The sequence below is a fragment of the uncultured Campylobacter sp. genome, assembly GCF_905371695.1.
GTDB lineage: Bacteria > Campylobacterota > Campylobacteria > Campylobacterales > Campylobacteraceae > Campylobacter_A.
On sequence record NZ_CAJPMA010000001.1, the window covers coordinates 1 to 25,219 of the forward strand.

Below are 25,219 nucleotides of genomic sequence, written 5' to 3' on the forward strand. Positions count from 1 at the left end.
TCGTTTTTTACGAACCATTGTTTTGAGACATAATCTCGAATTTATAACCGTTTTTGACGAAAAGGGCATTTTAAATGAGTATTGCGCGAAATTTCAGGGCTTAGAGCGGCTTGAAGCGCGCGAAGCGATCGTGGCCGAGTTGGAGCGTTTAGGCAACGTAGAAAAGACCCAAGACTACGAAAATCAAGTCGGATACTGCTACCGCTGCAAAAACGTAGTCGAGCCTTATATCTCAAAACAATGGTTCGTAAAAAACGAGATCGCGAGCGAGGCGATCCGTAACGTAAACGAAGGCGGCGCGCAGTTTTATCCGCCGCATTGGATTAATAGTTTTAACGCGTGGATGAGAGAGTTAAAAGATTGGTGTATCAGCCGTCAGCTGTGGTGGGGGCATCAAATTCCCGTATTTTACTGCGAGTGCGGACACGAGTGGGCGGACGAGGCCGATAAACCCGCTAAATGCCCAAAATGCGGCGGGCAAAATTTTACGCAAGATCCGGACGTGCTAGATACGTGGTTTTCCAGCGGGCTTTGGCCTATTAGCACGCTCGGCTGGGGTAACGGCGACGAGCTAAAAAACAAAAAGTGGTTTGAGGGCGATTTGAAGGAATTTTACCCCAATACGATGCTAATTACGGGCTTTGACATACTGTTTTTTTGGGTCGCTAGAATGATGTTTCAGTGCCAAAACGCGCTCGGGCAAATTCCGTTTAAAGATATTTATCTACACGCGCTAGTAAAAGATAAAGACGGCAAAAAAATGAGCAAAAGCAGCGGAAATATCATCGATCCGCTCGATAAAATAGACGAATACAGCGCCGATATTTTGCGATTTACGCTCGCGCTTTTAGCCGTGCAGGGACGCGACATAAGGCTAAGCGAAGAAAAACTCGTGCTGGTGCGAAATTTTACCAACAAGCTTTATAACGCGAGCAAATTTTTACTGCTAAACGCGAGCAAATTCGAAAATTTAGAAGACGTTCAAATAAAAACCGCGCTGGGCAAATATATGCTCTCGCGCTTTAACGAATGCGTTCGCGAGGTTCGCGAAAATTTAAGCGCTTATCGCTTCAATGACGCGGCGACGGCGCTTTACCGCTTCTTGTGGGACGAATTTTGCGACTGGGGCATCGAGCTTAGCAAGGCGGACAAAGGCGCGATAAGCGAGCTGGGCGCGATATTTAAAGAGGCTATGCGCGCGCTAAGCCCGTTTATGCCGTTTATCAGCGAGTATCTATTTCACGAGCTTAGCGGCACGAAATTAGAAGATGGCGCGCAGTCCATCATGGTACAAAGCTATCCTTCTAATCTAAGTCGCGACGAGGCGATAGAGCGAAATTTCGCATTAATTATAGAAGCTATCGTTAGCATTCGCCGCGCAAAGGCGCAAATCGAGCTAGGCAACGCCAAAATCCCGCTAGCATACGTAAAAACTAACGACGACGGCGCAAATTTGGGCGAATTCGCAAATTACATAAAAACGCTCGCAAAATGCGAGGACGTGGAATTTACGCGCGAAAAACTAGAAGGCGCGATCCGCGACGTAAGCGAAAATTTAGAGAGCTTCGTTCCGTTAGCTGGCGTCGATACGGGCGCGATGACGGCGCGTCTAAATTCGCAAAAAATAAAGCTTGAAAAAGAGATACAGAAGCTATCGAATATGCTAAATAACGAAAAATTCATCGCTTCCGCGCCGGCAAACGTAGTCGAGGCTAACCGCGAAGCGCTTGCCGTCGCGCAGGAAAAATTTAATAAAATTCGCGACGAATTGGTCGCGCTCGGGGGTCAAGATTGATAGAGATTAAAGATTTAAAGAAATTTTACGGACAGGCGCTAACGATAGACGGCGTCAGCCTAAACGTAGCAAAGGGCGAAATTTTCGCCATCGTAGGTCACAGCGGCGCGGGCAAATCGACGTTGCTTCGCTGCATAAACGGATTAGAAAGCTATCAAGGCGGTTCGCTTAAAGTATTCGGGCGAGAAATTAGCGAGCTAAAAAATGACGAGCTTAGAACGTTTCGCCGCGACGTAGGGATGATTTTTCAGCATTTCGCGCTGATGAGCCGCAAAAACGTCTTTGAAAACGTCGCCGCGCCGCTTAAATTTTGGGGATTTGATAACGCGCATATTAATTCGCGCGTAAACGAACTCTTAAATTTAGTAGGGCTCGGCGATAAGGCAAAAAGTTATCCTAACGCGCTTTCCGGCGGTCAAAAGCAACGCGTCGCGATCGCTAGGGCATTAGCGCTAAATCCTAAAATTTTACTCTCCGACGAGGCGACCAGCGCACTTGATCCGAACACCACCAAAGGCGTCTTGGAGCTTCTTACTCGCATTAACCGCGAGCTTGGAATTAGCATCGTCATCGTCACGCACGAGATGGAAGTCGTAAAATCTATCGCCTCGCGCGCGATATTGCTAGAACACGGCAAAGTCATCGGCAGCGGTAGCGTAGAGGAGCTGTTTTTAAAACCCAACGAGAAGATGAAGGAATTTTTGGGCGAGGAGGAGATTTTACCTAGCGGCGGCGTAAATATTAGGCTATTTTTTCCAAAAGAGGTCGCGCAAAACTGCGTAATAACCAGCATGGCGCGCGAGCTAGATATCGATTTTAATATAGTCTGGGGCAAATTAGAGCGGCTAAACGAGCGCGTGCTGGGAAATTTAGTCATAAACGTAAACGAGCGCGATAAGCAGCGCGTGCTTGATTACGTAAGTAAAAGCGGCGTTTTATGGGAGGTGGCGTGATGTTTGGCATAGATTTTTCGAAATTTCCGGAGCTTTTTAATAAAATTTTACTTCCGGCGATTAACGAAACGCTTTATATGAGCTTAGTTTCCACACTTTTAGCGTTTATAATAGGGTTAATTCCCGCGGTGCTTTTAATTCTTTGGGATAAAAACGGGCTAAAACCGAACCCGAAATGTTATTTTACGCTCGACATAGTGATAAATACGCTTAGAAGCTTTCCGTTTATCATACTCATCATCGTGCTTTTCCCGCTTACCAAGCTCATCGTAGGCACTAGCATCGGTACCACGGCGGCCATCGTTCCGCTTACTATCGGCGCAGCGCCTTTCGTGGCTAGATTAATCGAAAATTCGCTAAAAGAGGTCGATAAGGGCATCGTCGAAGCGGCAAAGAGCTTCGGCGCGTCGAATTTTCAAATTATCTTTCGCATAATGTTCGTCGAGGCGTTGCCCGGTATCGTTTCGGCATTTACGCTAACGCTAATCGTAAATATCGGCTTTTCGGCGATGGCGGGCGCGGTAGGCGGCGGCGGTCTCGGCGCGGTAGCGATAAACTACGGCTATCAGCGCTTCCGCCCGGATATTATGTTTTACACGGTCGTGATCTTAATCATAATGGTGCAAATCGTGCAAATTTTGGGCAATTATCTCTATAAAATTACTAAAAAGTAGCCGTAATCGGCTACTTTTATTTTTGTTTAAAGTTTTTTTGCTTACAATCACCGCTAAATTTTACCCGAAAGGATCAGCCATGAAATCAGATATGTGCGATATGCGTCGCTATACCCGAAACGAGTCGTCGAGAGACTAACCTAAGCGCGAAATTTCTTTTTAAGTGCTTAGATTGGCTAGCATTTAAAAAGAAATTTAAGCTCCCATTTATACGCTTATCCTTTTTAAATTCGCTAGCAAAAATTTTTAAAAAGGATAAAACAATGAAATTTTCTAAAATCTTACTAGGCGCTTTGCTTGCCGTTAGCTTAAATGCCGCAGACAAAGCTAAAACAATCGTCGTAGGCGCCACCCCAGTTCCTCACGCAGAAATTTTAGAAACGATTAAACCGCTTCTAGCAAAAGAAGGCTACGCGCTTGAAATCAAGGAATTTAACGACTACTCTATACCTAATCTCGCTACTGAGGACGGCGATTTAGACGCGAATTTCTTCCAACATCTTCCGTATTTAAACGAATTTAACAAAAATAAAGGCACGCATTTGGTTAAAACCGTCGGCGTACATTTAGAGCCGATGGCGGTTTATTCGCAAAAGATTAAAAACATTAACGAGCTTAAAAACGGCGATAGCGTCGCGATTCCAAACGACCCTACAAACGAATCTCGCGCGCTTGACGTGCTAGCCGGCGCGGGACTAATTAAGTTAAACGACAACCCGCTAAAAACTCCGCTTGACATAACCGAAAATCCTAAAAACCTGAAATTTAGCGAAATCGAAACCGCGCAGCTTCCGCGTACTTTAAGCGACGTTACGATCGCCGTTATTAACACAAACTACGCGCTAAACGCGAATTTAAACCCAACCAAAGACGCTCTTGTCGTCGAAGGCAAAGATAGTCCTTACGTAAATTACGTAGTAGTTAAAGCCGGTAACGAAAACAGTCCAAAAACAAAAGCCCTCGACAAAGCCATTAACGACGAGAGCGTTAAAAAATTTATCGAGGATAAATATAAAGGCGCGATACTTCCGGCTTTTTAACCGAATTTAGGCGCTCTAACGAGTAAAATTTCAAGTCGCCGGGCCGTTGCGCCCAGGCTAACCCCGCTCAAAGGCTTTTTACCTTTTGTGCTAAATCTAAAAGGAAAAACAATGAAAATAAGCAAAATTTTGCTATCTACGCTAGTAGCGTTATCGCTAAACGCCGCCGATAAGGCGCACACCATTAAAGTCGCGGTCTCTCCCGTCCCGCACGCCGAAATTTTAGAGGCGATCAAACCGCAGCTTAAAAAGGAAGGCTACGACCTTGATATTATAGAAATAAGCGACTACTCGATACCAAACGTCGCTACGCAAGACGGTTCGCTGGACGCAAACTTTTTCCAGCATCTACCCTACTTGCAAAACCAAAACGAAACGCGCGGGTTAAATTTAGTTAGCGTCGCGGCGATCCACTTAGAGCCGCTGGGCTTTTACTCCAAGAAAATTAAAAATATCAACGAGCTAAAAGACGGCGCTACCGTCGCGATCGCTCATGATCCTAGCAACGGCAATAGAGCGCTTCAAATTTTGCAAAAAGCGGGGCTTATAGAGCTAAATAAAAATGCCAAAGTAGCGAGCGTGCAAGATATCGTTAAAAATCCTAAAAACCTAAAATTTACCGAACTTGAAGGCGCGCTTATACCGCGCGCGCTAGATGACGTCGATTTAGCAGCGATTAGCACGAATTTTATCCTTGATATGGGGATGAATCCAAGCAAAGACGCGCTTTTGATCGAGGATACCGATAGTCCTTACGCAAACATAATCGTAGTAAAATCCGGAAACGAAAACGAACCTAAAATTAAAGCGCTTGTAAGCGCGGCTACTAGCAAAGAATCTAAGGAATTTATCCTTAAAAAATATAACGGCGCGATACTGCCGACATTTTAATTAATCAAAAAGGAAATAAATGAAAAATTTAAAATTTTTACTAGCGGGCGCGCTTTTTGCGCTAAATCTACAAGCCGCGGGCGATGAAAAGACGATCGTAATAGGCGCCACTCCCGTCCCGCACGCCGAAATTTTAGAAGAGGTCGTAGCGCCGCTTTTGGCAAAAGAGGGCTATAAACTAGAAGTTAAAGTTTTTAACGACTACGTGATTCCTAATTTAGCCGTCGAACAAGGAGATCTCGACGCAAACTATTTTCAGGGCTTGCCGTATATGAAGTCGTTTAATAAAGACAATGACACGCACATAGTCCCGACCGTCGGCGTGCACGTCGAGCCTATGGGTATTTACTCTCGTAAAATCAAGAAGCTAGACGAGCTAAAAGACGGCGATAAGGTCGCTATCTCAAACAACACCGCAGACTCTACGCGCTCAATAAATTTGCTTGAAAAAGCGGGCGTTATTAAGGCAAAAGACGGCGAATATAAGTCTCCGCACGACATCGTACAAAATCCTAAGAATTTAAAATTTATCGAAATGGAGTCGGCTCAAACTCCGCGCGCGTTAGACGAAGTAGCAATCGCGTTTATTAATATTAACTACGCGCTAGACGTCGGGCTAAAACCTACGCAAGACGCCCTACTTTTAGAAGGCAAAGATAGCCCGTATACGAACTACGTAGCCGTAAAGGCGGGTAATGAAAATTTACCGAAAATAAAGGCGCTTGATAAGGCGATTTTAAGCCCCGAAGTAAAGAAATTTATCGAGGACCGCTACAAAGGCGCGGTGATTCCGTCGTTTTAAAATTTTATGGCGGTTGCTTGACCGCCAGCCCTAACTATTTTGATTACGCTTGCCATTAAAGGAATTTTGTGAATCTGCTTTTAATTGCTACTATTATGGTTACGCACTTTATCGCGCTTATCGTGCCCGGACCAGATATATTTCTCATACTCCGCACATCGCTAGCTCATGGCTTTAAACAAAGCGTATTTGCCTGTCTTGGCGTAGGTGCGGGCATACTTGTTTGGATTATATTGACCGCATTTGGACTAAAAACGCTCTTTACACTCTTTCCACCGCTTAGACTGATTTTAATGGCATTTAGCGTGGCATACCTACTTTATTTATCAATCATTTTGTTAAACTCATCGCGAAAAGGCAGCAGTATAAATTTGGGCGCAAAGCACGAACTAAACGCTTCTAGCCTACGATTTTTTACATTAGGTTTTTTGACAAATCTCTCAAACCCAAAGGCTGTGCTTTACTTTGCCAGTATCTTTTCAAATTTTATTAGCGATACAAGCGAGGCTAGTAGTGTGATCTTGCTAATGACGGTTATTGGTGTTGAAAGTATGATTACTTTTACATTGCTTGGCAAAATTTTCTCTGCCAAAAAGGCTCGCGAGATATTTTTAAAAAACCAACGCATGCTTGACGGTATATGCTCGGCTGTTTTTGCGATTTTTGCATGCGCGATATTTTACGAGCTAGCAAGCGAAATTTTAAGCGAATTTTGACTAAAATCGCCTCTAATTTTTGCTTTAAGGTTTAATTTGCTACATGAAATTATAGATTTTATCGTATCTACCGTAAGTCAGTGGGGCTACGTCGGTATATTTTTTATGATGTTTTTAGAAAGTTCGTTTTTTCCGTTTCCTAGCGAAGTAGTAATGATACCCGCGGGCTTTTTGGCGCACAAGGGCGAGATGAGTCTGGTAGCGGCGTTCGCATCGGGGGTTGCGGGCTCGCTGGCGGGTGCCGCGTTTAATTATTATTTGTGCTTTTTTTTCGGAAGATCGCTCATCGAGCGATACGGGCGCTATGTCTGGATCACGCATGAAAAAATGGCGAAATTCGAAGCTTTTTTTAATAAGCACGGCGAAATTTCTACGTTTAACTGCCGCTTGATCCCTGGTATACGTCAATACATCAGTCTACCTGCCGGACTTGCAAAGATGAATATCTTTAAATTTTGCTTTTATACAACACTGGGCGCAGCCGTTTGGGTGGCGATATTACTTACCGTCGGCTATTTTCTAGGAGCCAATCAAGAACTCGTACACGAAAAAATGACTCAAATTACGATAGGTCTGCTTTTAGCGGTCGCGGCGATTAGCGGAGTTTATTTTGCGGTTTTAAAAAGAAAGAGCCGACCGAAAATTTAGTCGGCTACCGAATTTACGAAATTTTCTTTTGTTTAGGACGAAAAACCTTCATTTTAGTTTCGTCCGTCTCTATAAACGCGCCCTCGATTAGGTCGATGCAGTAAGGAACCGCGGGGAATACGGGCTCTAAGCACTCTTTTATCGCTTTGGGCTGCCCCGGTAGATTAATAATTAGCGCGTGCTTTCTAATGCCCGCCGTCTGGCGCGATAAGATCGCCGTCGGGACGTATTTTAGGCTCTGCGCGCGCATTAGCTCGCCAAAGCCGGGCATTATTTTCTCGCACACCGCCTCCGTTGCCTCGGGCGTTACGTCGCGTACCGCAGGACCCGTGCCGCCCGTAGTTAGAACCAAGTCGCAGCCTAGCTCGTCGGTCATAAATTTTAGCCTCTCGCAAATTAGTTCCAATTCGTCCGGTATCACCTCGTAAAAATACTCGCGCGGACTTATTATCCACTCGTCTAAGCACTCTCTTATCGCGGCGCCGGACTTATCCTCGTATACGCCCTCGCTGGCGCGGTCGCTAAGCGTTAAAATGCCGATCTTTGCCGTCATAACATCTCCTTATTCGTAAGTTTTATTTAAAATATCTACGATCGTTTCGCGTTCGATACTTTCGTAATCTAGTAGGTATTGCGCTACGCTAGCCGTTTGCGGGCTCACTCCGCGTAAAAAGCTGGTCATCTCGTCCTTCGCCTGCGCTAAAATTTTATCCACGTCGGTCGGATTTGGCATTAGTGCTCCGCCCATCGCGTATTCAAACACCATTTTTTGCGCTAGCTCCTTTGCGGCGTTTATGTCTTGCGCCGCGTTTGAAAACAGATCGTTTTCATCGAGTTCTAGCTTGCACATTCCCGCTAGCAGTACCTTTACGCGCGAAAGCATTTGCGTTTTAGACTCGATCTCGCGCTCGGCTAGCGTGAAGCGATCTTCTATGAGCGAAATTTTATCGAATTTTACTTCGAACCAATACGCCGCAAGCGCCTTTGCCGCCTGGTAGGTAGCTAAAATTCGCTTCTCCTCTTCGCTATAACTTAGCACCTTTTTTTTGCCTAAAAGCACCTTGTTTAATACAGCTTCAAAATCGCTAAGGTTTATCGTATCGCCGCCTCGTCTTAGCGAGTTGATCGCGGCTTCGTTAACCAGCGTCGATAGAGCCGCGCCGGAAAATCCGACGCTTAGCCGAGCTAGTTCGTTTACGTCCGCGTTGCAACGCTTGTTTTTAAGATAGGTTTTAAGTATCGCCGCGCGGTCTTTAAAATCTGGCATCGAAAGAAATACGCGTCTATCGAATCGCCCCGAGCGTAGCAGCGCCTCGTCGATCATTTCGATGCGATTAGTCGCGGCGATCACTATGACGCCCGAATTGTCCTCAAAACCGTCCATCTCCGTTAGCAGCTGGTTGAGCGTGGCTTCGCGCTCGTCGTTTCTGCCTCCGCCCCTACTCTTGCCGACCGCGTCTATCTCGTCGATAAAAATAATAGAGGGCGCATAGGCTTTGGCTTTTAAAAACAGCTCTCTAACGCGTTTGGCGCCCATTCCGACGTAAATTTGCACGAAACTAGCGCCGTTTTGGTAAAAAAACGGCACGTTCGCTTCGCCCGCGACCGCCTTTGCGACGAGCGTTTTACCTACTCCGGGAGGCCCTACCATCAGTACGCCTTTGGGCATTTTTATACCGAAATTTTTGTATTTCATAGGGTTTTTTAAAAAATCTACGATCTCCGCAAGCTCGCTTTTGACGTCCTCTATGCCCGCCACGTCGGCAAAGCTAACGTTTGAAATAACCGGCAGCGCAAACGAGTTTAATAACCCCTCGACGCCCGTAGCTTCGGCTTTTTCGCCGTTTTTTAGTTCGGTCGTTTGCTCTTTTTTCTTAACCCTAGCGAGCGCGACTAAAATGATAAAAAACGCCGCAAAGACGATTAAAATCGTTAAAATTTCGCTCGTATCGACGTAGATTTGCTTGTTTTCTATCGGCGCTACTTTAAAAAGCTCGCTTAAATTTACGCTATCTTTTACCACTTTGTAGCGGTTATTTTGCGCGTATAAAATTATTTCATCGCCCTCGATTACCGCACGGTCGATAAAATTTTGGCTAAGCAGCTGCTTATAATCGCTAAAATTTATCGTCTTAGGCTCGCCTCGAAAGCTCGCCGCGATTAATAAAATCGCCAAAAGCGCGGAGCTTACGATTAAAATATTTTTCTTGCTTTTAAATTTTTGCGTAATTAGCCCCGATATTTGCCTCATATTCGCTCACCTCCACCCATTCTTTTGTTATATCCCGCTCGCAATTTATTAAAACTTTATTGTAAAACTGATCGAAGCCCTCGTAAAATTCGCCGCTTTTACTCTCGACTAGGACGCTTAAAATTTCTCGTCGCAACCTTCTAAATACCAAATTTTTCTCGTCCGTTATCCCTTTTAAAATTTTAAGCCGCTCTTTGGCTACGTCGCCGCTAACGTCGGTTTTAAGCCCCGCCGAATGCGTCTCTGCGCGAGGCGAATAGCAAAACGCGTGCAGGTGCGTAAGCGGAAATTTCTTAAAATTTTCCAGCGCTTCGCTCCAAATTTCGGGCGTCTCTCCTGGATGGCCTACGATATAATCCGTCCCTAGCGCAAAGCCTAGGCTAGCAAGCTCTAAAAAAAGCTCTAAATCGCTAAACGCCTCGTTTCTGCGGCGCATGATTTTTAGCATTTTCTCGCTCGTGTGTTGTAGCGCGATATGCAGATGCCGCTCTAGCCATGTTTCGCGCAAAATTTCGCGAAAGCTCTCGTCTATTTGGCTAGGCTCTATGCTGCCTAGCCTAATGCGACGGATGCCGGAAATTTTGCCTAAATTTTGAAGCAAACGCCCCAGCGAGCTACCGCTATCCCTGCCGTAGCTGCCGATATTAGTGCCCGTTAATACTAGCTCGTTATAGCCGTTTGCCGCTAAAATTTTAGCCTCGCGCAAAATCGCCGCCTCGTCCATGCTACGCGCCTTTCCGCGTACGGAAGGGATGATGCAGTAGCTGCAAGAGAAGTTGCAGCCTTCTTGGATTTTAATAAACGCTTTCGTGTGGTTTTCGTAATTAGTCACGATATCGCGGTCGATCGAGTTTAAATTCCCAAGCTCGAAAAAGCGGTTTCGTCCGCCGATTAGCTCGTTTATGCGAGATTTCTCGCTAGCTCCCAAAACGCCGAAAATTCCCGACTTTTCAAATAGCTCTTTGCCCTTACTGACCGCGCCGCAGCCTGTTAGTATAACGCGTGCGCCGCGGCTTTTAGCGCCGTTAATGTAGCTTCTAACGCCGCTATCGGCGGAATTAGTCACCGTGCAGGAATTTACTACGATTACGTCGGCGGCGTCTTCGTCGTTCGTTATCTCGTAATCTTTTACGTAGCGCTTCATCAGCTCGGTGTCGTAGATGTTCGTGCGGCATCCGAACGTTTTAAAAAACACCTTTTGCATTACTGCGCGCCGTCCTCGTCTTTTAGCTCGGTGTGAGCGCTGGGAATTTGACGCCTATCAAAATACATAGTCTGCGTCGGATAGGCGATTTTGATGTCGTCTTCTTTATTAAACGCGTCTATAAGCTCGGCGCTAATCGTGCTGCGAAGCGCGAGCGTAGCGTAAGAGTTAGACATAAACCAGACCGAAACGTTTATGCCGTAAGGCTCGAAAAACGTGAAAATTCTGGGCTCCACGTTTGGATTTTTAATGCTATATTGACTGCGAAGCTTCGTCATCTGGCGCTTTGCGATCTCGGTATAGCCTTTTGAATATTTACGCGCTATCGTTTTTGCAATATAGGCGGCCTTTTTGTGATTGCTATCGAAGCTAATAGCTATATCGATGCCGTCCCAGACGGTTTTCATCCCGTAGTGCGCGTAATTTGCGATTAGGTCGGTAAAAATATAATTATTCGGAATAAATATTATGCGTCCCGCACGGCGATTGGTTTTATAAGTGGAATACGTAACGTCCTCAAACACCGTCATTCTAAGCATCGAAATATCTATCACGTCGCCGACGAATTCAGATCCTGCGTGAAGCACTCGCACGCGGTCGCCTACGTGTATGGAACCGCCGAACATTATTACCACCCAGCCTAGCATACTCATAAACATATCCTTCATCGCGATCGCGATACCGGCCGAGGCAAAGCCCAGCACCGTCACTAAATAAGTTACGTTCTCGATGTACGCAAAAAGTAAAATTACGATAATTAGCGTAACGTTGATAAAATTTAAAAATTTATTGACCGTATAAAAGCGTTCGTTGTCCGTGATAGTGCGCTTGGCGATAAATTTCGCAAAGAAAAATAGCGCGATAGAGATTAAAATTACGATAGCGATGTAGGCCATGCTAACAAATTGCGATTTTATCTCGCCGCCGGTTATGTTTACCGCTTCGTCGGCGCGCTTTTCATAGACGTTAAACGTCGTCGTAGCGATCTGTTTGGCCGCTTTAAAGTCGGCTATTTCTTGTCTGGTTAGTTCAAGCTCGTCTTTATTTAGCTCGCTAGGCATTATTTCCACGAGTTTTGCTAGCAAGTCCTCTTTGCCGCTTAGTTTCTCGATTAGCCCGTCAAGCTCTAAAATATGCTTTGAATATTCAGCCTTATCGGTTCTTATCTTTTTAATGTAAGAAAAGCCCGAGATTAGCTCGATCGGATTTATTATGCGCGGAGGATTTTCTACTTCGGGCGCGGCTAACATATTAGAAAACGGCGCGTTTTCGTACTCTTTTAGCAAATTTATCTGCTCTTTTAGCGTCGCGATCCTTTTTTCTAGTTCGGGCGATTTTTTCGCGCCTTTTTTAACGGCGAATTCGGTATTGCTAAGCTCGCTCGCTAGCTTTTGATAGGTGTTGTAATTTGCGTATCTAGTAATCCAAACGTTATTTTTTAGCGCGTTATCTATCGCTTGTATCTCTTTTAAAATTTCAGCTCTCTTTGAATAATCAAACCCCGCGTCTTCAAGCGGTAAAGTCGCGTTTTCGTCAGACAACGCAAAAGCAAAAAAAGTAAGTAAAAGGGCTAAAATTTTCATTTAAACTCTCTTAAAATTTTAATCACTTCCTCGCGAGGCAAGTCGCTTTTTATCACCGCGTCTCCGATACCCTTTGGCAGGATAAATTTTACCTTACCGTTTTGACTTTTTTTATCTAGGCTAAACGCGTCGCAAAACGCTTCTTCGTCTGAAATTTTATAGCTTACCGGAAGATTATTTTTGATCAAAACTTTCTTTACCCGCTCGGCGTCTCGCTCGCTTAAAAGCCCTAAATTTACGGCTAGTAGGTTTGCCATATTCATACCGATAGCCACCGCTTCGCCGTGTAAAAAACTCTTGTAATTCGTCTGGTTTTCTATCACGTGCGCGAAAGTATGACCGTAGTTTAGCACCGCTCTAAGGCCCTTTTCTTTCTCGTCGGCTTCGACTACGCGCGCTTTAATCTCGACCGATCTAGTTACTAGGGCGGTTAAATTTCTCTCGTCTTTTAAATCCGCGTTTTCAAGTTCGTTAAACATTCGCGCATCGAACGTTACCGCCATTTTTATCGCCTCCGCGACGCCCGCGGCAAATTCCCTGGGTGGCAAAGTGCGTAAAAATTTCGTCTCGCAATAAACGGCCCCGGGTTGGTTAAAAGAACCGATTAAATTTTTGCCGAATTTGTTATTTACGCCCGTTTTTCCGCCTACGCTAGCGTCTACTTGCGCTAGCAGCGTGGTCGGTATATTGATAAAATCAATCCCGCGCTCGTAGATGCTCGCGCAAAATCCCGTAATATCGCTTACCACGCCGCCGCCGAAGGCTATTAACGTGCTTGCGCGGTCAAGCCTGCTCGTAAAAAGCTGCTCTAAAATTTCCTGCGCGACTGTTAAATTTTTATATTCCTCGCCGTCGGGGATAGTTACGATAAAATATTCGTCGCATTTTAGAGCGCTAAGCAGCGTTTTTAAATGAAGTCCCGCTACTTTGGGATTAGTCACGATCGCTACTTTGCCGGGGATTTCAAGCTCATTATTAAGCTCGTCGATAAAGACTTTATAATTTTTCTCTTTTTGTTTTAGCGTTAAATCTATCTGCATTTTAAACCTTTGGCCGATTTTATCTAAAATTTCATAAATTACGCGCTAGTAGGCACGAAAAGCTGCGCGTTTTTGCCTAAAATTTTATAAAGCCTATTTAGGTCCGCGCTTAAAAACGCAAGCTTATTGTCGTTTGCTATTTTTTCGTCGAAAACTACGAAATGCAATAAATCTTTTTCGTTTTTTAGCTTTACGAGCGGATTTATATCGCCGCTGCTTTCGATACTAATACGCTTTGAAAATATCTCGCTAAGGCTTTCAAAATGCTCGGCAAGCGCGGTTTTATCGCTATTTTTAGAGTCAAAATGGTAAAATTTTACCTCTATTTGAAGCTGCGCGCAGCAATCCACGATCACGGCGGATTGATTTTCTATCTCGTCGCCTTGGCTGCCTAAAATAACACCCTGCTTCACCTCTTTTAAATTTTTAACGCCGAGCTTTAAAACGGGTAGTTTCAGCGCGTAAAGCACGGTCTTAAATTTTGAAAAATATCCGTCGTCGCAAACTACTAGGCCGACGTCTAAAAGTGGAATTTCCGATGCGAGTTTTGAGTTATTCTTTGAAAAATAATCCATCAAAACCGCAATATTTTTATCGTCTAGCGCCTTTAAACGGTCTAAATTTTTACCCAAAGTCGGGTTCAAAACCTTAAAAAATAGCCGCTTATTTTTTAATTTTTCGTGTAGAAATAGGCTATCGTCAATAATTTTAGCTACCCTAGCCTCGCTCATTAGGCGCATATCGATTACGGCGTATATGTTGCTTCCAAAAGGGCTCGGGAATTGCCCGCTCTCGCGTTTTATAGCGCGGTAGACGTTTTGCAATACGCTAGGCTCGCCCGTAAGCAGCAGCGTATCGCCTGGACGGATAGATTCGGCGGGTTTTGGCATTAATATCTCGCCGCCTCGATATATCAGCGCGATACGCCACTTTTTTTGCTTGATCTGACCGACTCGGCGATACATATAAGCGCTTCCTACGGGTACTTTTACCTCCATTATTTCGCCTTCTATCAGTCCGATATTATCGGCAAATACCGGCACGTCGGGCAAGCAGTCCATAAGTCTAGCCGCCGTTATGTCTCTAACGTCCACTACGTCTAGGTGTTTATCTTGCAAGAAGCGCTCTTTTTCGCGCTCGCTTAGCTGCCAAAGATTCATAAAAACAAGGTCGGTTTTCGTGCTTATTTTTCGTAAATTTTCGTAAATTTCAAAGCTCTCGGCGCGGTTTTGGCTAACGACGCAAAACTGGCTAAAATAGCCGTCGATCGCGCTTTTAAGCTTTGAAAGGCTAGTAGCGTCGAAGTAGCGGAAAGTAAAATTTTCTAAATTTTGCGCGTCTTCGCCCATGGTTTCGTCGTCGCTGATTATTAAATATTCGTGTTCGCTAATTTTTGAATTATGTAGGCGTCGCAAGAAATTTTTCGCCAAAATTCCGTCCGCGACTATTAAAATTTTTTTCATTTAAACTCCGTAAATTTAAAGTGGGATTATAACAGAACGAGATTAAATTTACGATTGCGTAAAATTCGAGCTTTAAATTAAAGCGCAAAGACGGCGCTAAATAGCCTGCGCCAAAAGCTCGTCTATCGCCTGATTAGCCGCCTTATTTATCGTCTCAAACACCGTCTTTGAGCTAGGATTGGGACAAAATAGCTCTTTATTAACGATACCGGACTTAATAGACTTTTTAGCCGTAAATAGCTCGTAAGCCATCGAAATTTCAGCCTTATCGCCTCTAATTTGCAGCGAAATTATATTTACTTTTAAGCGCAAATCGTCGGTTCCTGGCGCAAATACGGGCTTTACGCCGCAGTTTAGATAAGCGCCCTTAACCAGCGCTTTATAGATCATCTCGCTAGGCAGCGTTACGAATTTTGCGTCTTTTAAGTAGCGTATCTCGTTGTTTTCGGCTACGATTAAAATATTGCTAGTATCGACTAGATCGAGCGCCCCTACGTTTTGAATGTAGATATTTTTACGCCCCTCCGTTTGCGCGCCGCATTTTGCGTTTGCGTAATAAAGTTCGTACATCGTAGGCTGCTCTACTTGCATTTTTAGCGAGCATCCGCAGATTATCGTCGCGCTCAAAAACGAAACTAAAATTTTATCCGCGTAAAATCTTGCTCGCGGCGCCCCTAAAATTCGTAAAATTTCCATCTATCTCCCCTTTTTATCCGCGCCTTGCACCGGCTCTTTAAAGAAAAACTCATACGGATTATCCTCTAATCTATCAAGCGCGGCGCGAAATCCTCGCAGCGTCTTTTGAAAATCGCTTAGCAAATTCGTAGCTTCTAAGATCATCGGGTTTAAACTCGCTCTTAAATCGAATTCTCCGCCCTCTACCCTATCTCGCACGCTTTTTTGCAGGCCGTTAAATCCGCCTATCGCGCCGTTTATAGAAGCTATTAGCGTATCCGCGTCTTTTAATAACGCGTTTAAATTTTCGCTCGTTTGTTTTACGTTAAGCCCGTTTAGTTTCGCGCTTAACTCATTTAGATTGTTTAAAATTTCGCTTAAATTTTTAGCGTTTCGCTCGTTTGCGATTTGCGCGCTAAGATTTTGCAAATTCGCGACTATGCTTTCTAAATTTTGCGCGTTTTTTTCCGATAGCAGGCGGTCTACGCGCTCTAACGTACCGTAAATTTTCTCGCCCATACTTTGCACGTCGTCTTTTACCTTGCTTAAAAGACTATCTTCAAGCTTTAATACCGGTTTATCGTCTTTGCTAAAATCTTGCGTTCCGCGACTGATATTAATGCTGGCTACGCCGCTAATTATCTGAAATTCCGTGTTTGCTACGCTATCTTTTTTTATCGGCAGATCGTCTCTGATTTTTAGCGTTATTTCGATGAGTGCGTCCGCGTCTTTTACGAAATTTATACCGCCTACGCTACCCGCCGGGACGCCGATAAATTTTACCGCCGAGCCCTCTTTTAGTCCGGCTGGAAGCTCTTTTGTGTAGATATAGTAGTTTTTGTATTCTAGCTTACCGCTATCGCCGCTCATCCACCATACAAAGCCCACGAACGCCGTCACGCACAACAAAAAAAACATCCCGACGATCGTATAAGAATTCCTATTTTCCATTATTTACCCTCATCTTAAATAGCTCTTCAAGCGGATTTCTCGGCGCTTTTTGCAGCTCGCTAAGCGTACCTTCAAAGGCTATTTTTTTATTTTCTATTATTAAAAAGCGGTCCAATATATCAAAAATACTATCCGCATCGTGCGTTACCATCACGACCGTAACGCCCAAAGTATCGCGCAGATCTCGCACCAGCGCATCCATTTGGCGGGAACTAACCGGATCTAATCCGCTATTTGGCTCGTCTAAAAATAGCGCGCGAGGACTAAGCACGAGCGCTCTGGCTAGCGCGGCTCTTTTTTTCATCCCGCCGCTAAGCTCGCTGGGATAAAGCGCGGCGGCTTCTTTTTTAAGCCCTACTTTTTGTATCCAAAACATCGCTATTTCATCAATCTCGCGCTTTTTAAATTTCGAATATTCGCTTAAAAGCACGCCAACGTTATCTAAAATCGTCATCGAGCTATATAGCGCGCCGAATTGAAACATCGTCCCGCTTTGCAGGCGAATTTCTTGCCGCGCGCTCTCGTCCGCCCGCCACATATCTTGCCCGCCGAATAAAATTTCGCCGCTAACGGGGCGTTTTAGATACATCATCGTTTTCATCAGCGTCGTTTTACCGCAGCCGCTACCGCCTAAAAAGCCGTAAATTTCGCCCTGCTTTACATGCCAGCTAACCGCGTCGTGCATCACGCGCTCGCCGTATTTAGTGGTTACGTCTTTGCCGACGATTAAATTCTCGCTCATATTTTCATCCAGTTAAACGCGATCGCGAAAAACGCGTCTATCGTGATAACCCAAAATATCGCGTTTACGACGCTAAGAGTAGTCATCTCGCCCAGGCTTTGCGCGTTATTTGCGGTGCCTAACCCCCTCATGCAGCCGATTATCGCGATTATCGCACCGAAAAACGGAGCCTTTATCATACCGACGGCGAAATGGCGCAGCTCGACCGTGTCCCTAAATCTGCTTAAATAATCGCTAAAATCGATCCCTAGCAGTATTTTGCAAACGAACATTTGCCCCGTTATACTTACGGCGTCGGCTAAGAAAATTACTATCGGCACGCACGCCGTCATCGCTATTATACGCGGCAAAACCAAAAAGTTAAACGGATCAAAGCCCATAGTTTTCATAGCGTCTATCTCTTCTGAAATTTTCATAGCTCCGATTTGCGCGGTAAAGCTAGACGCCGAGCGCCCCGCGATTACGATAGCCGCGATTAGCGGGCCTACTTCTCTAAGGGTTAGCATACCCATAATTTCTACGATAAAAATGCTAGCCCCGAAGCTTGCTAGCATCGAGCTACCTAGATACGCCAGCACTATACCGATTAAAAACGACGTAAGAGCCACGATAAATACGGCGTTTACGCCCGCGTCGCGAACGTAGTTGCTAATCTCTTTGCCTCTTAAACGCGAAGGAACGGGTAAAATTTTGGCCGTTTTTATTAAAAATTCGCCCAAAAATCCGCTTAAATCGCGTAAATTAATAAACCCGTCGAATATCTTTTTTCCTAGCCGCGCCAAAAAATTTAGACGATTTTGCACGGGTAAATAATCGGCGTTTATATTACCGTCGTTAATTAGCGCCAGCATTGAGGCAATTTTATCGTTTGCGCCTAAAATTTCATATTTTTTGCCGTTTGCGGCGCGGATTATTAAAATTAAACTCGCGTAGTCGATGCGGTTAAGCAAGCTAAAATTTAGCCTTATTGCCGCATTAAATTTACGAATTCGATCTAGCGCCGCATAAAGCGTTTTTGCGTCTTTGTAGCTAATTTCGCCGCAAAACGAAATTTCGCAAACGCCGTTTTCGCTTGAAATTTTGATTTTTTCTGACAAAATTTACCTTGAAATTTTTAAATTTAGCCGCAATTTTACCTAAAATTTATAAATTTGCCTTTACCCGCTAAATTTTTGCTAAAATACCGTCCAAAAGGATAATTTATGGAATTTAAAGTAGAAAATACCGACGGCGCGGCGCGCGCTGGGCGTATCGTAACGGCGCATAGCGAAATTCTAACTCCCGTTTTTATGCCCGTCGGCACCGTGGGCGCAGTTAAGGCGCTAGACGCGACCGATATGGCCGAGATTTTAGACGCTAAGATAATTTTAGCTAATACCTATCACATATATCTGCGCCCAGGCTCGCGAACGGTGGCGGAATTCGGCGGGCTGCACGGATTTACGAAATTTCCCCGCAGTTTTTTAACCGACAGCGGCGGCTTTCAGGCGTTTAGTCTGCGCGCAAACACTAAAAACGACGAGGGCGGCATAAAATTTAAAAGCCACATCGACGGCAGCATGCATTACTTCACGCCCCGCTCGGTGCTAGATACGCAGTATGAGCTAGGCAGCGACATCATGATGATACTAGACGATTTAGTCGATTTGCCGCGCGATCCGCGAAATTTAGACGCGAACGAAGCGGCGCGGCTTAAAAAACGCATCGATCTAAGCGTCGCACGCACGATAAAATGGGCTCGCGAAGCGGTAGAGTATCACAAAAGCTCGCAGGCGCGGGGCATCGGGCTAAATCAAAATATCTTCGGCATCATTCAAGGCGGAACCGACCCGCAGGCGCGTAAATTTTGCGCCGAAGCGCTGTGCGAGATGGATTTTGACGGGCTTGCGATCGGAGGGCTCAGCGTGGGCGAAAAAAACGAGCTGATGTATGAAACCGTCGAGGCCATGATGCCTTTCGTCGATGCGGCGCGCCCGCGATATTTGATGGGGGTCGGTACGCCCGAGGATCTCGTCGAAAACGTCGCTCGCGGCGTGGATATGTTTGATTGCGTGATGCCTACGCGCAACGCCCGCAACGGCACGCTATTTACGAGCTTCGGCAAGATCAGCATCAAAAACGCGGGCTTTATCAGCGATCACGATCCGATCGATCCGCACTGCGACTGCTACACGTGCAAGCGCTTCAGCCGCGGCTATCTAAATCATCTATTTCGCGCGCGCGAGCTTAGTTTTTACCGCCTAGCCAGCATTCATAATCTGCATTATTATCTAAATTTAATGAAGCAAATTCGCGCGGCGATAAAGGATGGGAAATTTGCCGAATTTAGAAGAGAATTTTACGAAAAAAGGCAAGCTAAATGAGCGAAAATTCGCAAAATTTAAAGCCCGGCGCCAGAGCGGTTACGGGATATTTTTACGCCGAGAGTTACGAATACTTAAATTTCGCCACTTCCGCGCAGCTTGCGCATTATAAATTTTTCTTTAAAAACGGCGAAATTTTTACCGACGAAGCGCTAAACGAGCGCGCGAGTATAGACGAACTAACGGCTGCGATCAAAAAAATTTTAAGCTCTCATAAGGAGAAAATTTCGCGCTATTTAGGGCATTTGGAGAGTTTCGAGACGATTTACAAAAAGCCAAAAGAATATCCCGAATTTATGAAGCGGCACGCCGAGCTAAAATACGAAATTCGCAAATTCTATAACAAAATTTCGCGCCTACAAGACGCGCTGATAACCTGCGCCAACGAGCAAACCGCGCTTAAAAAACCGCTAAAACGCTTCATCGCCGAAACCGGCGCCGCAAAAAGCGTAGTCGCCGAGTGCGGAGCGGGGCTGGACGATATTTACGCCTTTATTCAAAGCGTAAAAAACGACAAAATCAACCGCAATATCTATATGTTGACGATGATTTCGGCGCTTTTGCTGCCGCTAAATTTTATAACTAGTTTTTTTGGAATGAATACGAACGGGCTATTTTTAAGCGAGTATCCTAACGCTACTTTTATCGTAACTTGCGCGATGGGCGCGGTTCTGGTGGGGCTTGCGGGGCTGTTTTGGCTGTATAGCAAAAGGCAAAATTGATGAAAATTTTACTTTTTGCGACGCTTTTTTACGCGAGCGCGGCGTTCGGCGAGATAGCCGCATGGCAAAGGGCTTGCAATGCGGGCGATACGCAGGCGTGTATGGAAGCGGGCAAGTATTTTACGGATATGGCGCGCACGCAAGCTTATTACGAAAAGGCGGCGCAAATGTATAAAATCGCCTGCGATAAAGACGCCTTTGAAGCTTGCGGCGAGCTAGGAGCGCTCTACGCGCAAGGTCTAGGCGTTAAAAAGGACGCCGCAAAAGCGAAAGAGCTTTTTAAAAAAGCGTGCGACGGCGGAGATAAGGCAGGTTGCGATAGGTACGAAGAGCTTAAAGAGCGAGACTAAAATTTGCGGTTTGCGCTTTAACTTTCGCGTTTGCGACCCGCTTTACCGTGCTCGGCTTTAAGGCGGTTTTCCTCGGTCGTTTTTTATTTCGCCGCACCGCGCTCGTAGCGCGGCGAAATTTCCGCTATTTTTCGCGTCTTTGCGCTTAACCGCAAATATAGCGGCTAACTTTATAAGCTTCAAAGACGGTCGCAAAAGGTAAATTTTAAGATTTTTTCGCGATACGCAACAATTTTGCCTGCGTCTTTAAATGTTCGCCCAGCTCCATTATCGGATATGCACCGGCGTATTTCTTGCCGCCTTCAAGGCTTTTACTCACTCCGCCGCGCGCGGCTATCTGCGCGAAATCGCCGATCCTTACGTGCCCGACCGATCCGCTTTGTCCGCCCATTACGACGTTTCGTCCGAGCGTCGTAGAGCCTGCGAGCCCGGTTTGCGAGACTATTAGGCAGCCGCGCCCTAGCTCGCAATTATGTCCTATTTGCACTAAATTATCGATTTTAGTATAACTTTCTATCGTCGTGCTTTCAAACACTCCGCGGTCTATCGTCGTGCAGGCGCCGACCTCGACGTAATCGCCTAAAACGACGTTTCCGTTGTGATAAATTTTTACGTGTTCGCCCGTTTTGGTGTGCGCGTAGCCGAAGCCGTCGCTTCCTATTACGCAGTTTGCCAACAAATGGCAGCCGTTTCCGATCACGCAATCGTTGTAAATTACGACGTTGGGATGAATTATACAGTTTGCGCCTACGCGAACGTTATCGCCCAAAAACGCGCCCGCCATTATCACGCAATTCTCTCCAATTTCAACGCCCGACCCCACGTAGACGTTCGGCATTACGTTTGCGCTAGGAGCTATGTTTGCGGGGCGCGGCTCGCAAAAAAGCGGCTTTGCGAAATCCGCGCTTAAAATCGCAAACGCTAGGTGCGGATTATCGCAGACGACCGCCGTCATGCCAGCAGGCACGAGCGGAAGCAAATTCGGACTAACCAAAATCGCTCCCGCGTTTGAATTTGCTATAAATTTCGCGTTTTTCTCGCCGTCGCAGTAGGTAAGCTCGGCGCGATTTGCGCGAGCGAGCGAATTTAACGCGAAAATTTCGATATCTTCCCCGCTAAATTTAGCTTCCGTTTTTTGTGCTATTTCGCTTAGTCTCATCTTAAATATCCATTAAAACCGACCCTCCGCGAACGATATCGGTCGGGTTGTATTTTTTTATCGTTTTTAAAAATCCCTCTATCCGCGCGGTGTCGTCGGCGACCATTACCGCGATGTAGTTTTCGTTGGTATTTACGATCGAGCCGTTATAGGCTTTAAGTATCGCGTCAAGCCCGGCAAAGCTCTCGTTTAGCGGAATTTTGACCAGCGCCATCTCTTTTTCTACGAACTCGCCGCTTTCTATGACTTTGTAAGTAGGAATTAGCTTGTGAAGCTGTTTTACGATCTGCTCCAATACGCGCTCATCGCCGCTAGTTACGATAGAAAGGCGCGAAAATTCGCTTTCCGGGATCGGCGCTACGGTTAAGCTGTCGATATTATACCCGCGCCCCGCAAAGAGCCCCGCGATACGCGACAAAACGCCGTGTTCGTTTAAAACTATGACTGAAATTACTCTTCTTATACTCATTTTTGCTTGCCTTTTAGCATCATATTGTATATAGCGGCACCCGCAGGCACCATCGGTAACACGTCTTCAAAGCGGTCCACGCGAACGTCTATGATCGCCGTTTTACCGCTCTTTATCGCATCTTTTAGCGCCGCGTTAAATTCTTCTTTCGTAGCGCAGACGTATCCTACGCCGCCGAAGCCTTGCGCGATTTTGACGAAATCGGGCTCTAAGCTAAGATCGGTCGACGAGTAGCGCTCTCCGTAAAAAAACGTCTGCCACTGGCGTACCATACCTAAAAACCTATTATTTAGCACGATATTAACGACGGGTAGACCGCTTTCAAACGTAGTCATTAGCTCTTGGATATTCATCAAAATCGAGCCGTCGCCCGTAAAATTTACTACTAAATTTTTAGGATTCGCCGCCTTTGCGCCTAGGGCCGCGGGCAAGCCGTATCCCATCGTGCCCAGACCTCCGCTGGTAATTAGCTGGCGCGGGCGATTAAACGGATAAAACTGCGCGACCCACATTTGATGCTGTCCGACGTCGGTCGAGATTACGGCGTCTTTGCCCGCGATTTTGGCCGTTTGTTCCACGACCCATTGCGGCTTTAAAACCTCGTCGCTATCGTCGTAAAACGTCGGATTTAGCTTGCCGTAGTTTGCCAAAATTTCTCTCCACTCGCTAAATCGCTCGGGTTTTGCCTCTACTTTTGGTATTAGCTCTTCAAGGACGTTTGCTAAATCGCCTACTATCGGAAAATGCGCGTTTATGATTTTTGAAATAGAGCTCGGGTCGATATCTACGTGGATGATTTTCGCGTTTTTGGCAAATTCGCTAGTTCTGCCCGTTACGCGGTCGCAAAATCTAGCTCCCAAAGCGATTAGCAAGTCGCACTCGCTAAGCGCCATGTTAGAAGCATAGCTGCCGTGCATCCCGCACATACCTAAATTTAACTCGTCATTAGCGTCCATTACGCCTAGCGCCATTAGAGTTTCTACCGCGGGGATGCCGGTTTTTCGGGCGAATTTTCTAATTAGATCCGACGCGTTTGATGCCACCGCGCCGCCGCCTATATAAAGCAGCGGTCTTTTACACGCGGACACGGCCTCGGCGGCTTTTTTGATCTGCTTGGCGTTGCCTTTTAGCGTCGGCTTATAAGTAGGGATCGAAATTTCTTCGGGATAGTTAAAAACACCCGTTTTGGACGTAATATCTTTTGGAATATCGATATGTACGGGCCCCGGACGTCCGCTTCTAGCGATATAAAACGCCTCTTTTATTATGCGCGGCAGCTCTTCGATGCTTTTAACCAAAAAATTGTGCTTGACGCACGGGCGCGACATACCGACGGCGTCGATCTCTTGAAAGGCGTCGGTGCCGATCATAAAAGTAGGCACTTGACCGCTGATTAGCACGATAGGAATGCTGTCGCTATACGCCGTAGCAAGCCCCGTAAGCGCGTTGGTAAACCCCGGTCCGCTCGTTACCAGCGCTACGCCTACTTTACCGCTAATCCTCGCATAGCCGTCGGCGGCGTGCGTAGCGGCTTGTTCATGGCGAACCAAAATGTGTTTGAAATATTTTTGCTTATAAGTTTCGTCGTAGATATTTAGCGCCGCGCCGCCAGGATAGCCGAAAACGACCTCCACGCCCTCTTCGTGCAACGCTTCCATTATCATCTGCGAACCGTTTAACTCTTTCATTTTGTCTGCCTTTTTGAAATTTAAAAGTCGATTATAGCTTTATTAAGGTTAAATAAAAATGATAATGCCCGAAATTTTAAGCGAGACGTAAAATTTGGTTACGTTTTTTATGAAATTTTAAAGTCTTAAATTTGCGGCTTAAATTTTACGAGACGCGCTCACTTGCGTTAAATTTCGGGCAAAGCTAAACGAACGGCCTGCCCTAGCCCGAAATTCTCGCCCGCTTACGATTAAGATCGCGGATGCGCGCAAAACTTCGTTTAAGACGCTAGCCGTAGACGGCTTAAAAGGCGGTTAAAAAGGCCAAATCGCCTCCATTAAACGCGTTCCCCACGGCTTCTTCGTCGATTTCTCCACGTCGCCTTCGGTTTTATATAAAATTTTCGCGTCGGCGATATAGCGCGAGTCGATTTCGTTGGCGTTTGATATGTCGTAAGGACGGATTACGCCCGTTACTTGGATAATCTGCTTCTCGCCGTTTACTAAAATTTCTCGGTTGCCCTCGATAAAATAGTTGCCGTTATTTAAAATTTTAATAATCCTAGCCGAGATCGTCGTCGTAAAGCGCTCGTTTCTGCTCGTCGTACCGCTACCGCTAAATTCGTTCGCTCCGCCCGCTGAAAAGCCTATATTTCCGTATTTATTTAGCTGATCTGCGACGGTGCTTAAAGGTGCCGCGCCCGCGCTAAAAGTACCCGCACCCAGCGAAGTCGTGCTGTTACGGCTATTTTTCTTGCTTCCCGTGGAGCTTTGCGTCGCGGTTTCTGATATCACGATCGTTACGATATCGTTGACGTTCATCGCTTTCCTATCGGAAAATAGCGGGTCCTTGCCGCGTCCGTAAAGGCTGCCCGCATTGCCCTGTCCTACGCTATTTTCTTTTGCGGGAAGCTGCTCGACGTAGACGGGAGGCTTCATATCGATATGCGGGTCGGCGCTAGGCGTGCATCCGCTAAAAATCGCAAGCGCGCAACCTATCGCTAGAAAATGGGAAAATTTCATAAATTTACCTTAAATTTTATATCTTGTATGCTAAAATC

General features: G+C 45.8%; 25 protein-coding genes. 11 read left to right on the top strand and 14 right to left on the bottom strand.

The annotated features are described in order from the left end of the window. From QZ147_RS00005 to QZ147_RS00040, 8 genes are all read left to right on the top strand, one after another. A partial coding sequence (locus tag QZ147_RS00005; RefSeq protein ID WP_295145906.1) for a class I tRNA ligase family protein occupies window positions 1-1,795 on the top strand: 1,795 nt, incomplete at its 5' end. Then, complete coding sequence (locus QZ147_RS00010; protein WP_295145908.1) at window positions 1,792-2,748, top strand: methionine ABC transporter ATP-binding protein; 957 nt, start codon at window positions 1,792-1,794, stop codon at window positions 2,746-2,748. The genes QZ147_RS00005 and QZ147_RS00010, both read left to right, overlap by 4 nt. Continuing rightward, window positions 2,748-3,422, top strand: a complete 675-nt coding sequence (locus QZ147_RS00015; RefSeq protein ID WP_295145973.1) for a methionine ABC transporter permease — start codon at window positions 2,748-2,750, stop codon at window positions 3,420-3,422. Before QZ147_RS00010 ends, QZ147_RS00015 begins: the two co-directional genes overlap by 1 nt. Window positions 3,423-3,685: 263 nt before the next feature. Then, complete coding sequence (locus QZ147_RS00020; protein ID WP_295145910.1) at window positions 3,686-4,462, top strand: MetQ/NlpA family ABC transporter substrate-binding protein; 777 nt, start codon at window positions 3,686-3,688, stop codon at window positions 4,460-4,462. Between the two features lie 111 nt (window positions 4,463-4,573). Continuing rightward, on the top strand, window positions 4,574-5,353 hold the full coding sequence (locus tag QZ147_RS00025) for a MetQ/NlpA family ABC transporter substrate-binding protein (protein ID WP_295145912.1): 780 nt from the start codon (window positions 4,574-4,576) through the stop codon (window positions 5,351-5,353). Window positions 5,354-5,372: 19 nt separating this feature from the next. Continuing rightward, entirely contained in the window at window positions 5,373-6,155 is a 783-nt protein-coding gene (locus tag QZ147_RS00030; protein ID WP_295145914.1) for a MetQ/NlpA family ABC transporter substrate-binding protein, read from the top strand. Window positions 6,156-6,223: 68 nt separating this feature from the next. After that, window positions 6,224-6,871: a LysE family transporter gene (locus QZ147_RS00035; RefSeq protein WP_295145916.1), complete on the top strand. Its 648-nt coding sequence runs from the start codon at window positions 6,224-6,226 to the stop codon at window positions 6,869-6,871. A 36-nt stretch (window positions 6,872-6,907) separates the two neighbouring features. After that, a complete protein-coding gene (locus QZ147_RS00040; RefSeq protein WP_295145917.1) occupies window positions 6,908-7,519 on the top strand; it encodes a DedA family protein in 612 nt (203 codons plus the stop codon). Between the two features lie 13 nt (window positions 7,520-7,532). On the opposite strand, the gene mog is transcribed toward QZ147_RS00040, so the two are convergent. The 10 genes from mog to QZ147_RS00090 all read right to left on the bottom strand — a co-directional run bounded on the left by mog (window position 7,533) and on the right by QZ147_RS00090 (window position 18,525). Next, complete coding sequence (mog, locus tag QZ147_RS00045) at window positions 7,533-8,072, bottom strand: molybdopterin adenylyltransferase (protein ID WP_295145919.1); 540 nt, start codon at window positions 8,070-8,072, stop codon at window positions 7,533-7,535. Window positions 8,073-8,081: 9 nt separating this feature from the next. Continuing rightward, window positions 8,082-9,770, bottom strand: coding sequence for an ATP-dependent metallopeptidase FtsH/Yme1/Tma family protein (locus QZ147_RS00050; RefSeq protein WP_295145921.1), 1,689 nt, complete (start codon window positions 9,768-9,770; stop codon window positions 8,082-8,084). Then, window positions 9,733-10,974 carry a tRNA (N(6)-L-threonylcarbamoyladenosine(37)-C(2))-methylthiotransferase MtaB gene (mtaB, locus tag QZ147_RS00055; RefSeq protein ID WP_295145923.1) on the bottom strand — a complete coding sequence of 414 codons (1,242 nt, stop codon included), beginning with the start codon at window positions 10,972-10,974 and terminating at the stop codon, window positions 9,733-9,735. Before mtaB ends, QZ147_RS00050 begins: the two co-directional genes overlap by 38 nt. Then, entirely contained in the window at window positions 10,974-12,557 is a 1,584-nt protein-coding gene (locus tag QZ147_RS00060; RefSeq protein WP_295145924.1) for a mechanosensitive ion channel domain-containing protein, read from the bottom strand. The genes mtaB and QZ147_RS00060 overlap by 1 nt, the downstream gene beginning before the upstream one ends. Continuing rightward, on the bottom strand, window positions 12,554-13,597 hold the full coding sequence (aroB, locus tag QZ147_RS00065) for a 3-dehydroquinate synthase (RefSeq protein WP_295145925.1): 1,044 nt from the start codon (window positions 13,595-13,597) through the stop codon (window positions 12,554-12,556). Before aroB ends, QZ147_RS00060 begins: the two co-directional genes overlap by 4 nt. Before the next feature lie 38 nt (window positions 13,598-13,635). Further along, window positions 13,636-15,060 carry a TrkA C-terminal domain-containing protein gene (locus QZ147_RS00070; protein WP_295145927.1) on the bottom strand — a complete coding sequence of 475 codons (1,425 nt, stop codon included), beginning with the start codon at window positions 15,058-15,060 and terminating at the stop codon, window positions 13,636-13,638. Between the two features lie 96 nt (window positions 15,061-15,156). After that, entirely contained in the window at window positions 15,157-15,756 is a 600-nt protein-coding gene (locus QZ147_RS00075) for an ABC-type transport auxiliary lipoprotein family protein (RefSeq protein ID WP_295145929.1), read from the bottom strand. Beyond that, a complete protein-coding gene (locus tag QZ147_RS00080; protein ID WP_295145931.1) occupies window positions 15,757-16,686 on the bottom strand; it encodes an MlaD family protein in 930 nt (309 codons plus the stop codon). Next, window positions 16,676-17,428: an ATP-binding cassette domain-containing protein gene (locus QZ147_RS00085; protein ID WP_295145933.1), complete on the bottom strand. Its 753-nt coding sequence runs from the start codon at window positions 17,426-17,428 to the stop codon at window positions 16,676-16,678. Before QZ147_RS00085 ends, QZ147_RS00080 begins: the two co-directional genes overlap by 11 nt. Continuing rightward, window positions 17,425-18,525 carry an MlaE family lipid ABC transporter permease subunit gene (locus tag QZ147_RS00090; protein WP_295145935.1) on the bottom strand — a complete coding sequence of 367 codons (1,101 nt, stop codon included), beginning with the start codon at window positions 18,523-18,525 and terminating at the stop codon, window positions 17,425-17,427. Before QZ147_RS00090 ends, QZ147_RS00085 begins: the two co-directional genes overlap by 4 nt. 105 nt (window positions 18,526-18,630) lie before the next feature. Between QZ147_RS00090 and tgt the strand changes: the two genes are divergently transcribed. Genes tgt through QZ147_RS00105 form a run of 3 tightly spaced genes read left to right on the top strand, consistent with a single transcriptional unit; the run spans window position 18,631 to window position 20,863 of the window. Beyond that, complete coding sequence (gene tgt / locus QZ147_RS00095) at window positions 18,631-19,791, top strand: tRNA guanosine(34) transglycosylase Tgt (RefSeq protein ID WP_295145936.1); 1,161 nt, start codon at window positions 18,631-18,633, stop codon at window positions 19,789-19,791. Then, window positions 19,788-20,513 carry a CorA family divalent cation transporter gene (locus tag QZ147_RS00100; protein ID WP_295145938.1) on the top strand — a complete coding sequence of 242 codons (726 nt, stop codon included), beginning with the start codon at window positions 19,788-19,790 and terminating at the stop codon, window positions 20,511-20,513. The genes tgt and QZ147_RS00100 overlap by 4 nt, the downstream gene beginning before the upstream one ends. Then, window positions 20,513-20,863 (top strand): hypothetical protein, encoded by a 351-nt coding sequence (locus tag QZ147_RS00105; protein ID WP_295145940.1) that lies wholly within the window; start codon window positions 20,513-20,515, stop codon window positions 20,861-20,863. The genes QZ147_RS00100 and QZ147_RS00105 overlap by 1 nt, the downstream gene beginning before the upstream one ends. Window positions 20,864-21,068: 205 nt before the next feature. On the opposite strand, the gene lpxD is transcribed toward QZ147_RS00105, so the two are convergent. From lpxD to flgH, 4 genes are all read right to left on the bottom strand, one after another. Beyond that, window positions 21,069-22,022, bottom strand: a complete 954-nt coding sequence (gene lpxD / locus QZ147_RS00110; RefSeq protein ID WP_295145942.1) for a UDP-3-O-(3-hydroxymyristoyl)glucosamine N-acyltransferase — start codon at window positions 22,020-22,022, stop codon at window positions 21,069-21,071. Window position 22,023: 1 nt separating this feature from the next. Continuing rightward, window positions 22,024-22,485 carry an acetolactate synthase small subunit gene (gene ilvN, locus QZ147_RS00115; protein WP_295145975.1) on the bottom strand — a complete coding sequence of 154 codons (462 nt, stop codon included), beginning with the start codon at window positions 22,483-22,485 and terminating at the stop codon, window positions 22,024-22,026. Window positions 22,486-22,487: 2 nt separating this feature from the next. Then, window positions 22,488-24,179 (bottom strand): acetolactate synthase large subunit, encoded by a 1,692-nt coding sequence (locus tag QZ147_RS00120; RefSeq protein ID WP_295145944.1) that lies wholly within the window; start codon window positions 24,177-24,179, stop codon window positions 22,488-22,490. A gap of 294 nt (window positions 24,180-24,473) precedes the next feature. Further along, window positions 24,474-25,181, bottom strand: a complete 708-nt coding sequence (flgH, locus tag QZ147_RS00125; protein ID WP_295145945.1) for a flagellar basal body L-ring protein FlgH — start codon at window positions 25,179-25,181, stop codon at window positions 24,474-24,476. Window positions 25,182-25,219 lie beyond the last annotated feature (38 nt).